Raw genomic sequence first — 13074 nt, forward strand, 5'->3', positions numbered from 1 at the left:
GTCGTTAGCGTGACGGACTACCTCGTCATCCCGCCGGGCCCGCAAGGGCCGGCTGACACCCAACGGGAACGTCATGCAGCAGAAGCACATCCAGATCGTCGGCGCGCGCGAGAACAACCTCCGCGATGTCTGTGTGGAGATCCCCAAGCACGCGGTGACGGTGTTCACCGGAGTGTCGGGGTCCGGGAAGTCGTCGCTGGTGTTCGACACCGTCGCGGCGGAGTCCCAGCGGCAGTTGAACGAGACCTTCACCGCCTTCGTGCGCAACCGCCTGCCCAAGTACGGCCAGCCCGACGCGGACGTGATCGCCAACCTCTCCACCGCGGTGATCATCGACCAGAAGCGGATCGGTGGGAACTCCCGGTCCACCGTCGGCACCATCACCGACCTCTACGCGCTGCTCAGGCTGCTGTTCTCGCGGGCCGCCACGCCCTGGATCGGATACTCCAACGCGTTCTCGTTCAACGACCCCGCCGGCATGTGCCCGGACTGCGAAGGGCTCGGCCGCCGCTCGCAGCTCGACCTGGAGCGGTTGCTGGACACCGCGAAGTCGCTCAACGAGGGCGCGATCCGGCATCCGGCGTTCGCCGTCAACGGGTGGTTCTGGAAGCTCTACGTGAACTCGGGGCTCTTCGACAACGACAAGAAGCTCCGGGACTACCCGGACAGCGAGTGGCAAACCCTGCTCTACGGAACGGAGGGGTCGGTGCCCCTGGACTGGCAGGGCGGCCGGATCAACTCCCGGTACGAGGGGCTGGTGCCCAAATTCGACCGCCTCTACCTGCGCAAGGAACCCGACGCGATGAGCGCGAAGAACCGGAGGGCACTGGAAGGTGTCGTGTCCGTCGCGACGTGCCGGACCTGCGGTGGCAGGCGGCTGAACGAGCGGGCCCTGGGTTGTCTGCTGGACGGCCACACCATCGCCGATCTCGCGTCGATGGAGATCACGGACCTGGTCGCGGCCGTCCAGCGGATCACCGAGCCCACCGTGTCCACGCTGGTGGAGAACCTCCTGGAACGGCTGGAGCACATGGTCACCCTGGGGTTGGACTACCTCAGCCTCGACCGGGAGACCGCGACCCTCTCCGGAGGCGAGTCGCAGCGGATCCGGATGGTCCGACACCTGAACAGCTCGCTGGTGGACGTGCTCTACATCCTCGACGAGCCCACGATCGGCCTGCACCCCAGCGATGTGCGGCGGCTCAGTACGCTGCTGCGAACGCTCGTGGAGAAGGGAAACACGGTCCTTGTGGTGGAGCACGACCGCGACATCATCGAGTCGGCCGACCACGTGATCGACCTCGGTCCGGGCGCCGGCGCGGCCGGGGGCGAGATCGTCTACCAGGGCGACGTGAGCGGGCTGCGCACGGCGGACACCCGCACCGGAAGGTTCCTCGACCGGGGCCTGGCGCTCAAGCCGGAGCCGCGCCACCCGATGGGCCATGTGCACGTGTCGAACGCGCGCCGGAACAACCTCAAGGACGTCAGTGTGCGGATCCCCACCGGCGTGCTGAGTGTGGTGACCGGACCCGCCGGTTCGGGAAAGAGCACCCTGGTCCACGACGTGTTCCTGGCCCAGAACCCCTCGGCGGTGGCCATCGACCAGTCCGCGGTGAGCACGAACCGGCGCTCCAACCCCGCGACCTACACGGGAGTCATGGACGACATCCGGCGCCTGTTCGCCAGGGCCAACGGCCTCAGCCCCTCGTTGTTCAGTTTTAACTCGGAAGGAGCCTGCCCGAGTTGCCACGGCCTGGGGGTCATCTACACCGACCTCGCGTTCATGGACCCCATGATCACCACCTGCGAGATGTGCGCGGGCCGGCGGTTCACCGACGATGTCCTCAGCCGTACGCTCCGCGGTCGGAGCATCGACGAGGTCCTCCGGATGAGCGTCGCGGACGCGATCGGGTTCTTCACCGAGCCGGGAATCCAGCGCACGCTCCGCCCGCTGGACGAGGTCGGGCTGGGGTACCTGCCGCTGGGCCAGCCGCTGAACACCCTGTCCGGCGGGGAGTGCCAGCGCGTCAGGCTCGGCACCGAGCTGGGCACGAAGGGCGGCGTCTACGTGCTGGACGAGCCGACCACCGGGCTGCACATGTCCGACATCGACCGCCTGGTGCGCGTCCTGGACGACCTGGTGGACCGCGGGAACACCGTTGTCGTGATCGAGCACAACCTGGACGTGGTGAAGAACGCCGACTGGGTGATCGACCTGGGCCCGGGAGCCGGCAGCTCGGGCGGCGAGGTGGTCTTCGAGGGCGCCCCGGCGGATCTGGCGCGTGCGCCGCACAGCCGCACCGGCCGGTTCCTCGCCGAGTCCCTGCCCGCCCAACCAGCGCGGGGCCTCAGGTGACCGACCGGCGCAGGCGCGCCGACAGCTCCGCCACGTACTCGACGAGCTCGGCGGGTTCGTGGACCGTGAACTCGATCCGGAACAGGCCGATGGTCAGGGCGAGCCACTCCAGCGAGTCGGCGGCCGTGCGGAGCTGGCACGAGTCGCCGTCGACAGCGGTGAGCACGCCGTCGCGCGGGCGCAGGCGCTCGGCGACCACCTCGACCGGGGCGTGCAGCGTTACCAGCGCCCGGTAGCGCGCCAGTGAGGAGATGACCGACTCGGCGACGTAGGCAGCGGCGTCGTCGGCGGGCAGCTCCCGCGGTTGGAAGCGCGCCCCGGTGAGCGCGGGGGACGCCATGCGGTCGACCCGGAACGTGCGCCAGTCCGTGCGGTCCAGGTCCCACGCCAGCAGGTACCACTTCTGGCTGGCGTGGACCAGGCGGTACGGCTCCACCAGGCGGCTGCCGTGCTCGCCATCGCGCGCCCGGTAGCCCATCCGGAGCCGCTGCTGGTCCCGGCAGGCCTGCGCGATGCGGGCGAGGTAGTCGGGGTTCGCGGTGGGGCCGCCGCCGAACATCGGCTGTGTGTAGTCCTGCAGCGCGCTGACCCGGCCCCGCAGCCGCTTCGGCAGTACCTGGTCCAGTTTGGCCAGCGCGCGCAGCGAGGTCTCCTCGATGCCGGCGACCGTGCCCCCGGCCGCGGTGCGCAGCCCGACCGCGATCGCCACCGCCTCGTCGTCGTCCAGCAGCAGGGGAGGGAGGTTCGCCCCCGCCGCCATCCGGTATCCGCCACCGACACCGGGGAGCGCGTGGACCGGGTAGCCGAGACTCCGCAGCCGCTCGATGTCCCGGCGCAGGGTCCGAGGGCTCACCTCCAGCCGCTCCGCCAGCTCGCGACCGGGCCACTCCCGGCGGTTCTGCAGCAGTGACAGCAACTGGAGCGTGCGGGCGGGGGTCTCGGCCATATCCTCAGCCTGACACGGATCGCGGCCGGAAACCGTCCGCGTGCCAGGAGTGCCGCACGGCCGCACGAGCCCGCGGCGTGCCCAACACGACCCGGCCGGTGGGGCGCGGTCGTGAACCGGCATCGTTCCGGGGAACCGCGGGACCGGGGACGCGCGAGTAACGCTGCCTCAGCGCAGCTCTTCCTCGGCGAACGCGCGGAAACCGCGGGCCCGGCGGCCGGTCACGCGTTCGACGGTGTCCGTGGTGCGGTCCTCGGCTCCGTCGGCGATGGCCCGGTCGAGGTCGGCCAGCAGGGTCGCGAACCGCTCGGGAATGCTGGCGGCCAGGCGGTCGCGCAACTGCTCGGGACCGAGCGGCCGGTGGGTCACGGGCGTGCCGGTGACGTCGGCGATGATGGCCGCGACGTCGTCGTAGCCCAGCGCCTCGGGGCCGGTGAGGACCAGGTCGGTGTTGGGCGCGTGCTCGTCGGTGAGGGCGCGCACCGCGACCGCCGCGATGTCGTTGGCATCGATGAAGCCGACCCGGCCCGTGCCGGTCGCGGACATGATGACGCCCTCCTCGCGGATGCTGCCCGCGTGCATGTGGGGATCGGAGAAGTTCTGCATGAACCACGACGGCCGCAGCACCGCCCACTGGTCGAACAGGTCGCCGAGCACGGCGTGAACCCGGCCCACTGCCGGGCCTCCCGCGGGAATGGCCGAGGAGCTGAGCAGGACCGCGCGTCGCACGCCGGCCTCGCGGGCCTGCCGCAGGAAGGGCAGCATCACCGCGGCCGGATCGGTGTCGCCGACGGGCGGGACGAGGTACATCCGGTCGGCGTCCCGCAGGGCGGCGGGGTGGGTCGCCGGGTCGTACCAGTCGAAGCGGACGGCTCCGGTGCCGGCACTGTCCGGCGCGGCGGGGTGGCGGCTGGCCCCGGTCACGCGGTGGCCCAGGGCGCTGAGCCCGGAGACGACGCGGCTGCCGGTTGTGCCGGTGGCCCCGGTGACCAGGGTGGTGTGCTCGGTCATGCCGTTTCCCCTTGCCGCTCGGTGCCGAAGAACTTCGCGTCGTCCGGCGAGCCGGGGATGGCCGACGGGTTCCAGTAGTCGCGGTAATGGGCGATACGGCCGTTGGCGACCGTGACCACGGCGACGTAGGTCATGTCGAAAGGCGCCCCGGTGGCCACCATGCGCCCGGTGCCGCGGAACTCGGCCACGATCGTGTTCCGCTCGGTGGTCTGGTGGATCAGCAATGAGGGGATATCGCGAAGGTCGATGTGGTCGGGGTAGCCCCGCATGTAGTCGGCCACCGCCGCCCGGCCTTCCAACCTGGCGGGAAACCCCTCCGGGGCGAAGGGGAACTCGAAGACGATGTTCTCGTCGCACAGGGCTACCCAGCCGTCGATGTCCTTGTCCAGCAGCAGCCGCAGGCTGTGGCGGTACAGATCGGCCGGGGGCATGGCTTCGGTCAACGCAAAGCTCCATCCGGTAATATGTGGACTGCGAGTCCGTTTAACTATACGGACTGGTGGTCCGTTTCGCAATCGGAGGAAGTATGCCCCAGCGCAAAGAGCGCGCGGACGCGCTGCGCAACCGCGAGGCCGTCCTCGCCGCGGCCGACGCCCTCTTCGCTCGCAGCGAGAGTCCCCGCGGCGTGTCCATGGACGACATCGCGGCGGCGGCCGGCGTCGGCAAGGGCACTCTCTTCCGCCGCTTCGGCGACCGCGCCGGCCTGGTCCGCGCCCTGTTCCAGGCGCGGATCGAACCGCTGCGGCAGGCCGTGGAGACGGGCCCGGAACCGCTGGGCCCCGCCACCGCGCCGCGCGAACGCGTGCTGGCCCTGCTCGACGCGGTGCTGCGGTTGAAGCTCGACAACCGCCACCTGTCACTGGCGCTGGAAGAGGACGGCACCACCAGCCCGTACGAGGCGGGCCACTACACGTGGTGGCACGGCACACTCCAGGAATCGCTGCGGCGGCTCCCCGGAGTCGCCGACAGCGGTTTCACCGCGCACGCCCTACTGGCCGCCACCCGCGCCGACCTCGTCGAGTACCTCGCCAGCCACGAGCGTATGCCTCCCGAGGAGATGCGCGACCGCCTGGCCGCCTACGCGGCCGCGGTTCTGGGGCCCGTGTGACGACGGGCGCGGCCCGGTAACCGGGCCGCGCCTCGCGTCCGCCGGCGGCCGAAAGAGCCTGGTTACGGCTTGCGGCCGACGGCGCAGTACGCGTCCACCGGGGCGGGTGTCCCCACCTCGGCGGGCTCGGGCCGCCAGAGCGCCGTCGAGACCACGCCGGGCTCCAGAACCTCCAGGCCGTCGAAGAACCGGGCGATCTGCTCGGGGCTGCGCAAGGTGATCGAGGGGGTCGCGCTCTCGTTCCACTGCCGCACGGCCTCGTCGGACTTCTCCCCGAGTACGACGTTGGTGTCGTGCGCGACCACCAGGTAGCTGCCGGAGGGAAGGGCACCCACCAGTTGGGACACGATCGCGCGCGCGTCGTCGAAGTCGGGGATGTGCTCCACGACGCCGAGGAGGATCAGGGCGATCGGCTGGATGAAGTCCAGGCTGGCCCGCGCGGACTCCAGGACCGTGGCGGGGTCGTGCAGGTCGGCGTGGATGTAGTTGGTGGACCCTTCGGGCGTGCCGACGAGGAGCGCGCGGGCGTGCGCCATGATCAGGGGGTCGTTGTCGACGTAGACAATGCGCGACTCCGGCGCTACCGCCTGGGCCACCTCGTGGGTGTTGTTGGCCGTGGGCAGGCCGGTGCCGACGTCGAGGAACTGGCGGACCCCCGCCTCGCGCGTCAGGTGTGTGACAGCGCGGACGAGGAAAGCGCGGTCGGCGCGGGCGATGTCGACGACATGCGGCAGGAACTCCCGGATCCGCTCGCCCAGCTCGCGGTCGACGGCGAAGTAGTCCTTACCGCCCAGCCAGTAGTTCCACACCCGCGCGGTATGTGGAACGTTGGTGTCAATGTCGTTGGGGAGACTCGTGCCGGGCTGGGAATCGCTGGGTTCGTTCACTGCGGTTGCCTCTTCTTCGCTGACACTGGGCGCCTGGTCTCTCCATTCCCACGGGCGCCCTGCTGACACCGCGCCGGCGACACCGCGGTTCCCGGTGTGCCAGGACATCGATACCGCCAGCGCGCCCGAACGCACCGCTCCGGTTGACCTCTACCGCGGTTGAGGATGCACGCTCATGCGTATGCCCCAGGGACTGGTGATCGGCGGAACCGGAATGCTCGCAGGGACGGTGCGCGGGTTCAGCGCACGCGGTTGGGATCTGGTGGTGCCCAGCCGCAGGCGCCCTCGGTTCGCCACAGATGGCGAGAACGTTCGGTGGGTGCGCGGCGAGTGGGACTTCCCAGCGGAGCTGGCCGCGGCGGTGGCTCGGGAAGCAACCGCGCCATTCGGCCTGCTCGTCGCCTGGGTGCACACGCCGCACCGCGATGGTGTCCTCAAGGCCGTGCAACCCCTGCTCGCCCCGGACGCGCCGGTGATCGAGGTGTGGTCCAGCGCCTCCCAGGACCCCCTGGCCACCCTGCCACCCGCCGTCCTCGACCACCCCACCCACCGCGTGGTGCTCGGCTACCAGCGGTCGGGACGTTCAGCGCGGTGGCTGACCACCACCGAGATCTCCGAGGGTGTGCTCGCCGCCGCGCTGGCGGCGCTCGCTGGAGCCCCACCGGCCGTGCGCGAAGTGGGCGTCCTGCGTCCGTGGCCTCCAGGGCGCTGAGCCCGACCCCGCATCCACCGGGGCGCGGGAACAGGATGAACAGGGAGTCACACGTCGACGGTGACCTCGCACGACCAGCCGTCTCCGGTTGGTCCGAACCGGAGATCGTGCAGGGTCACGGCTTTGGGTGCGGCTCCGGTCAGCGTTGCCTCATGGAGCGGGGCGAGGCGGAACAGGAGCAGCGGGCCGCCGCGGCCGTGTGCCGCCTCGACACGGGCCGGAACGCCCCCTTCGGTTTCGAGGACGTAGATGACCTCGTCCAGCACGGCGACGAGCGCGTCCTCGTCCGTCTCGCCGCCCGTCGGGACGGTCCAGTAGGCGTCGGACGGCGCGGCCGGCGGTGGGGCGGCGAAGCTCGCCACCAGCCCGCGCACCGCTTCGGCCATGCACTCCTCGCGGGTGGGTGCCCACGCTTCGATGCGGATGTCCGAAGTGTGTGGCAGGGCGCGGTGGCCCGACACGGTGGTCACCCCTTGACCACCCCCACCGGCGCCAGCCGGGCCACCCTCCGGCACAGGCCCCCGCCCTCGGCGGCCTCCACCACAGCGGACACGTCCTTGTAGGCGGCGGGCGCCTCCTCGGCCAGGCCGCGCGCCGAGGCACCCCGCACGACCACGCCCTGTTTGAGCAGGTCCGCCCGGAGCTCGTTGGCGCGCGTGGCGCGGGCCGCCTGATGGCGGCTCTGCTGCCGCCCGGCCCCGTGGCAGGTCGAGTGGAAGGCCGCACCGTCAGGCACGCCGGTGAGGACATAGGACGACGTCCCCATCGACCCCGGGACCAGTACCGGCTGGCCGACCTTCGCGAGGCCGGCCGGCAGGTCGAGGTGGCCGGGCGGGAGGGCGCGCGTGGCGCCCTTGCGGTGCACGCAGAGTTCGCGCAGCTCGCCGTCGACCTCGTGCGTCTCGACCTTCGCGAGGTTGTGCGAGATGTCGTAGACCATCTCCAGAGACCTCCCGGTGGTCTCCTGGAACGTCCGCGACGCTGCCGCCTGCAGCAGTTGCCGGTTGGCCCGGCTGTAGTTGGCCGCCGCGGCCATCGCGCCGAGGTAGGCGCGGCCCTCCGGGGAGTCCACCGGGGCGCAGGCGAGCTGGCGGTCGGGAACGCGCAGGCCGTGGCGCGGCATGCGCTTCTCGATGGTGCGTACGTGGTCGGTGCAGGTCTGGTGGCCCAGCCCGCGCGAGCCGCAGTGGATCATCACGCAGACCTGGTCCTCGCGCAGGCCGAACGCTTCGGCGGCCTCGTTGTCGTAGACATCGGTGACGACCTGCACCTCCAGGAAGTGGTTGCCGGAGCCCAGGCTGCCCACCTGCTCCAGGCCGCGTTGCACGGCGCGCTCGCTGACCTGCTCCGGCACGGCGTCGCCGACCGCACCGTAGTCCTCGCAGCGTTCGAGGTCGGTGTCGGTTCCGTACCCCTGCTCGACCGCGTACCGGGACCCCTCGCCCAGGAGCGCCGCCATTTCCTTGGGGCCCGAGAGCTTCCACACCGCGCCGCGGCCCGCGCCGTGCGGGACCGAGCGGTTGAGCCCCTCCATGAGCTGTTCCAGTATCGGCCGCAGCGCGTCGCGGCCCAGGTCGGAGGCGAGCAGCCGCACGCCGCAGGAGATGTCGAACCCGACCCCGCCCGGGGACACCACACCGCCGCGGCGCACGTCGGTGGCCGCGACCCCGCCTATGGGGAACCCGTATCCCCAGTGCATGTCGGGCATGGCGAAGGAGGCTTCGGTTATGCCGGGCAACGTGGCGACGTTGGCCACCTGCTCCAGTGGCTTCTGGGCCTCGCCGGACGACAGCAGCGCCCGCGACGCGAACACCATCCCCGGAACCCGCATGTCGCCGTGTCGCTCGACCCGGAAACGGTACGGGGTCTCCTCTATCAGCTCCATGGCCGCCCCCTTCAACCGAGTGCCGCTGCGCACGAGCCGCCGCGTCCCACCGCGGTCGGCGCTCTCACCAGCGACGGCTACCCAGAACACGCCCCGAGTAGTGGGGGAGACGCCCGGCATTCGACGGAGAGCGGGCCGTCCCTCGTACCCCCAGCCCGGCGCCACCGGAAGGGGCGACCGCGGGCACGCGCCGACGATGTGCCCGGCGCGGTCACCCAGTACGCCGGGCATGCCCGCTCTCGCCCGCCGCGGGCGCCGTGGCGGTCCCGGCGCCGACAGCGATGTTGTTCCGGTACACCGCGATGTTCACCTCCAGGCTTCGCCCTCCGGCGGGGCTGCGCACGCGAACCTGGCCGGGCCTCCGGCCCGTTCGGATCCGCGGCGCGCCCCCTGGGGGCCAGCAGCGCCGACCGGGTCAGTCCCAGGCGCCGGAGGCGGCCGCCTGCTTGACGTAGGCGGTGAAGTCGCGTGGCTCGCGGCCCAGCACCCGCTGAACCCCGTCGTCGACCTCGGCGATTACCCCCTCACGCATTACGGCGAAATTCCCGGACAGCTCTTCCGCGGCGTCCGGTGCGACTCCGGCGGCCAGCGCCGCGGGCACGAACTCCTCAGCGGGGACATCGACGAAACGCACCGGCCGCCCCGTGGCCGCGCCGATCGTCTCGGCGGCCTCCGCCCACGTGAGCGCGCGGGGTCCGGTCATCTCGTAGGTGTGGCCGTGGTACCCGTCCTCGGTGAGCAGGGCCACGGCGACGTCGGCGATGTCCTCGGCGTCGATGAACGGTTCCGGGACCTGGCCGATCGGCAGCGCGAGCTCGCCTGATCGGACCATGGGGTAGAAGACGTCCTCGGTGAAGTTCTGGTTGAAGTTGTTCGGCCGCATGATCGCCCACTGCGCCCCGGAGTCCCGGACGGCCTGTTCGACGGAGCTGGCGTACTCGATGTGCTGCGCACCGCGTCCGGAGAGCAGGACGATGCGGTTGACCCCCGCGGCGACGGCACGGGTGACGAGGTCCCCCGCGGGTGCCTCCTGTGGCGGCAGGACCAGGTAGAGCGCCGATACCCCGTCGAGGGCCGCTGCCCAGGTCGTGCGGTCGTGCCAGTCGAAGCGGGTGTCGCTGGACCGCGATGCGGCGCGTACGGGGGTGCCGTTCGCGCGCAGCCGGGACACCACCCGGCGGCCGGTCTTACCGGTCGCGCCGAGCACGAGGATCGGGCGGGTTGTCTGCTGTGTCATGGCTTCAGCAAACCGCATGGAGCTTGGACGAACCATGGGGCAGAGTCTCCTCTCCATGTCCATTCGTCTACCATGGCTCCATGGATGCGTTCGCGGACCTACTCACTGGGCTACGCACCGAGGGTGCGGTGCTGGGCCGGTCCGCGTTGCCGTCGCCGTGCGCGCTCCGTTTCGTCGGCGGAGCACCGCTGACCCTGTGCACACTGCTGGACGGGCAGGGATGGATCGTCGCCGGTGACGGCACGCGAATGCGGATCAGGGCGGGAGACAGCGTTGTCGTACGCGGCCCTGAGCCTTTCGTGTTCACCGACGATCCCGCGGACCTTCGGCCCGACCTCATCACCGAGGTCGCGTGCGCGGACGTCGCCGACCAACCGGGCTCCGCCTGCGCGGTCGACCCCGAAGCGCCGGCGACCCTCCTGGTGGGAGAGTGCCCGCTCAGGGGAGAGACCGGGAAACGCCTCCTGTCGGCCCTGCCGCCGCTCGTCTTCGCCGCCGCGGACCCCGACTGCGAAGGAGCGGTGCGCTATCTCGCCGAAGAGGTGGCCACCGCCCGCCCCGGCCATCAGGTGGTACTCGACCGCCTCCTGGACTGGCTCCTCGTGTGCACCCTGCGCGCCTGGTTCGACGATCCCGAGCGGAACGCGCCCGCGTGGTACCGCGCCCTGGGGGATCCGGTGGTCGGCACCGCGCTGCGCCGGATGCACGACGCCCCGAACCATCCGTGGACACTCGCGGCGCTCGCCCGATCCGCGGGGGTCTCCCGGGCCACACTCGCCAAGCGGTTCACCGACCTGGTGGGCGAGCCACCGCTCACCTACCTGACCGGATGGCGGATGACGCTCGCGGCCGATCTGCTCGCGGACACCTCGATGGCCATCGGCGACGTGGCGCGGCGCACCGGCTACGCCGACGGGTTCGGGTTCAGCTCCGCGTTCAAACGGACGAAAGGGATGAGCCCCACCGCGTACCGCGCGGCACGGAGCTTCAGCCGAGTCTGACGCGGTCTTCCCCGCGCTCGCCGCCGGCCTGGGGTGCGTGGCCTTTCAGCGCAACGTGAAGGGCCGGTTTCCGCAACGGCGGCGAGCGCGCCCGCACCAATGCCCGCCACCCGTACGTTTGACCGGCAAACCCGCGGTGTCAGTGGCGCGGGAAGTGCAGGGCCGCCGTGGTGCCGGGGGACCACAGCACCGAGTCGGGCGGGCGCTCCCCAATGGGCACGCCGGCGGCTGCGAGCAGGTTGCCTTCGTAGTGCCGGAGCTCGGCGGTGAACAGCCGCCACGGCGCGTGCCCGGCCGGCATCCAGAGGGTCCGGCCCAGGTGGCGGGTGTGCAGCCCGTAGCGCGCCGTCACGAACTGCTCCATGGGGGAAGGGGCGGTGATCCGGTCGCCGAAGGCGACCCGCCACCGTCCGGCGGCGGGCGCGCCGGGGATCCGGCGGCGGACCGTGCCGGCCGACCCGCTTTCGGTGGTGCGCAGCGCGATGTCGGACCATATATAGGGCACGCCGGTCAGCGCGCGGGCCGCCACGACGCTCGCCAGCGCGTCGGCGTCCATGGTCCGGAAGACCACCCCGCGGCGGCCGCGGTCGTCGCGCGTGTAGAGCCGCACGTTCACTTCGTTGAACCCGCCGGTTGGGACGGCGCCAAGAGCGCGGGGCCACGCGACGCGAAACGCGACGAGCCCGACATAGCTGGCGCCCGCCAGCTCATCGGGCCGCGTTCCCGGCGGAAGCAGAGGTGCGACGAGAGCCGGGGCGACTCGCCAGTGCAGGAAGACGACGTCGCGCCAGCACTGGGTCAGCGGGGCGGGCCCCGGAGGCGCGGAATCCACCGGCCCGGAGCGGGGCGCCGCGGAACCCGGCGGCGCGGCGGCCGCGGGCCGGACCAACGGCCCCGGTGGGCCCTGCTGCACCACGCACCCCCTGGCGGCCGGAACCGGCTTGCTCGTTCACCTTATCGAGTCCGGGCGCGGCTCCCCGCGGTGGAGCGCATTGAGGGTGGCGGCGGGGCCGTTCTGGGGCGCTGGAGGTGTCCGCACGGTCAGGTTCGACGCGGGGGTCGAGGAGGATCGGTACAGGATTTAGCGGTAGAGCCGCTACCTGGGCACCAGTTCGGTGACGGCGCCGAGCCGGGCCGGCACGCGGCCCTAGGTTCGGGCCCATGCCGCATGAGTTCCTCTCCGATGAGCAGGTCGCCCGCTACGCCCGGCTTCCCCGGGGAAGTGTCGGTCGCGGACCTGGAGCAGTTCTTCCGCCTAGATAGCGCCGCCCTGGAGGCGGCCTCGGCCAAGCGCACCCCACCCACTCGCATGGGGTGGGCCCTGCAGTGGGGCATGGTGCGCATGCTCGGCGTCTTCCGATTCGACGCCCCCACGGCCGCCCCCGCAGGACTTGCCGCATGCAGTTGTAACAACTATTGTTACGACTAGAACCGAGGGGTGAGGGAGGTGGAGTCCGACGTGAGTGCCAACAGCAGACTGACCATCGCGGCGCACGCCCTGACATGGATCGGGCTGTATCAGCGGCGCGGCCACGAGGTCGCCACCTCCGAGCAGATCGCGACGAGCGTCAACACCAACCCGGTGGTGATCCGCCGCCTGCTGGCCAAGCTGAGCAAGGCCGGCCTGGCCGATTCACGGCGGGGGGCGGGGGCGGGCTGGATGCTCGCACGGGACCTGGCGGCGATCACCCTGCTCGACGTCTACCAGGCGATCGAACCGGGGCCGGTCTTCGCCCTGCACCGCGCGACACCGGACCCCGAGTGCGTCGTGGGCCACGGCATCGGGCCGGCGATGACCGCTGTGTACGACGAGGTGGAGGCCGCCCTCCGCAGGGAGCTGGTCAAGACCACGCTGGAGGACGTGCTGCGGGACGTCTTGAAAGCCGCCTGACCTCGGACCGTTGACTTCCCCTGATCGAGGGAGGTCAGAC

The 13074-nt window shown here is 71.4% G+C and carries 14 protein-coding genes; 6 read left to right on the top strand and 8 right to left on the bottom strand.

From position 1 onward, the window contains the following. The first annotated feature begins 73 nt into the window (after positions 1-73). A complete protein-coding gene (locus tag F4561_RS06310; protein ID WP_184575682.1) occupies positions 74-2356 on the top strand; it encodes an ATP-binding cassette domain-containing protein in 2283 nt (760 codons plus the stop codon). On the opposite strand, the gene F4561_RS06315 is transcribed toward F4561_RS06310, so the two are convergent. The 3 genes from F4561_RS06315 to F4561_RS06325 form a co-directional block, all read right to left on the bottom strand. Next, positions 2349-3302 carry a helix-turn-helix transcriptional regulator gene (locus F4561_RS06315; RefSeq protein ID WP_184575684.1) on the bottom strand — a complete coding sequence of 318 codons (954 nt, stop codon included), beginning with the start codon at positions 3300-3302 and terminating at the stop codon, positions 2349-2351. The two genes, F4561_RS06310 and F4561_RS06315, sit on opposite strands and share 8 nt — an antisense overlap. Positions 3303-3470: 168 nt before the next feature. Further along, positions 3471-4313, bottom strand: a complete 843-nt coding sequence (locus F4561_RS06320) for an NAD(P)H-binding protein (RefSeq protein WP_184575686.1) — start codon at positions 4311-4313, stop codon at positions 3471-3473. Beyond that, positions 4310-4756: a nuclear transport factor 2 family protein gene (locus F4561_RS06325; protein ID WP_246437150.1), complete on the bottom strand. Its 447-nt coding sequence runs from the start codon at positions 4754-4756 to the stop codon at positions 4310-4312. The genes F4561_RS06320 and F4561_RS06325 overlap by 4 nt, the downstream gene beginning before the upstream one ends. Positions 4757-4839: 83 nt before the next feature. On the opposite strand from F4561_RS06325, the gene F4561_RS06330 reads away from it, so the two are divergent. After that, positions 4840-5421 (top strand): TetR/AcrR family transcriptional regulator, encoded by a 582-nt coding sequence (locus F4561_RS06330; protein ID WP_184575688.1) that lies wholly within the window; start codon positions 4840-4842, stop codon positions 5419-5421. 62 nt (positions 5422-5483) lie between these two features. On the opposite strand, the gene F4561_RS06335 is transcribed toward F4561_RS06330, so the two are convergent. After that, positions 5484-6308: an SAM-dependent methyltransferase gene (locus tag F4561_RS06335; protein WP_312885163.1), complete on the bottom strand. Its 825-nt coding sequence runs from the start codon at positions 6306-6308 to the stop codon at positions 5484-5486. A gap of 175 nt (positions 6309-6483) precedes the next feature. Between F4561_RS06335 and F4561_RS06340 the strand changes: the two genes are divergently transcribed. Next, the gene (locus F4561_RS06340; RefSeq protein ID WP_184575692.1) at positions 6484-7020 is read left to right on the top strand and encodes a Rossmann-fold NAD(P)-binding domain-containing protein; all 537 of its coding nucleotides are present in this window, start codon (positions 6484-6486) and stop codon (positions 7018-7020) included. A gap of 47 nt (positions 7021-7067) precedes the next feature. Here F4561_RS06340 and F4561_RS06345 read toward each other — a convergent pair whose 3' ends face one another. From F4561_RS06345 to F4561_RS06355, 3 genes are all read right to left on the bottom strand, one after another. Then, positions 7068-7490 (bottom strand): archease, encoded by a 423-nt coding sequence (locus F4561_RS06345; protein ID WP_221445384.1) that lies wholly within the window; start codon positions 7488-7490, stop codon positions 7068-7070. Next, positions 7487-8905: an RtcB family protein gene (locus F4561_RS06350; RefSeq protein ID WP_184575694.1), complete on the bottom strand. Its 1419-nt coding sequence runs from the start codon at positions 8903-8905 to the stop codon at positions 7487-7489. Before F4561_RS06350 ends, F4561_RS06345 begins: the two co-directional genes overlap by 4 nt. A 415-nt stretch (positions 8906-9320) precedes the next feature. After that, the gene (locus F4561_RS06355) at positions 9321-10142 is read right to left on the bottom strand and encodes an NmrA family NAD(P)-binding protein (protein ID WP_184575696.1); all 822 of its coding nucleotides are present in this window, start codon (positions 10140-10142) and stop codon (positions 9321-9323) included. A gap of 80 nt (positions 10143-10222) precedes the next feature. Between F4561_RS06355 and F4561_RS06360 the strand changes: the two genes are divergently transcribed. Next, positions 10223-11143 carry an AraC family transcriptional regulator gene (locus tag F4561_RS06360; protein ID WP_184575698.1) on the top strand — a complete coding sequence of 307 codons (921 nt, stop codon included), beginning with the start codon at positions 10223-10225 and terminating at the stop codon, positions 11141-11143. A 139-nt stretch (positions 11144-11282) separates the two neighbouring features. On the opposite strand, the gene F4561_RS06365 is transcribed toward F4561_RS06360, so the two are convergent. After that, positions 11283-12056: a YqjF family protein gene (locus F4561_RS06365; protein ID WP_312885164.1), complete on the bottom strand. Its 774-nt coding sequence runs from the start codon at positions 12054-12056 to the stop codon at positions 11283-11285. Positions 12057-12326: 270 nt separating this feature from the next. Between F4561_RS06365 and F4561_RS06370 the strand changes: the two genes are divergently transcribed. Both F4561_RS06370 and F4561_RS06375 read left to right on the top strand, forming a co-directional pair. Further along, a complete protein-coding gene (locus tag F4561_RS06370) occupies positions 12327-12572 on the top strand; it encodes a DUF4158 domain-containing protein (RefSeq protein WP_184575700.1) in 246 nt (81 codons plus the stop codon). 30 nt (positions 12573-12602) lie between these two features. After that, on the top strand, positions 12603-13034 hold the full coding sequence (locus tag F4561_RS06375) for an Rrf2 family transcriptional regulator (RefSeq protein ID WP_184575702.1): 432 nt from the start codon (positions 12603-12605) through the stop codon (positions 13032-13034). Positions 13035-13074 lie beyond the last annotated feature (40 nt).

It is taken from the genome of Lipingzhangella halophila, assembly GCF_014203805.1.
Lineage (GTDB): Bacteria > Actinomycetota > Actinomycetes > Streptosporangiales > Streptosporangiaceae > Lipingzhangella > Lipingzhangella halophila.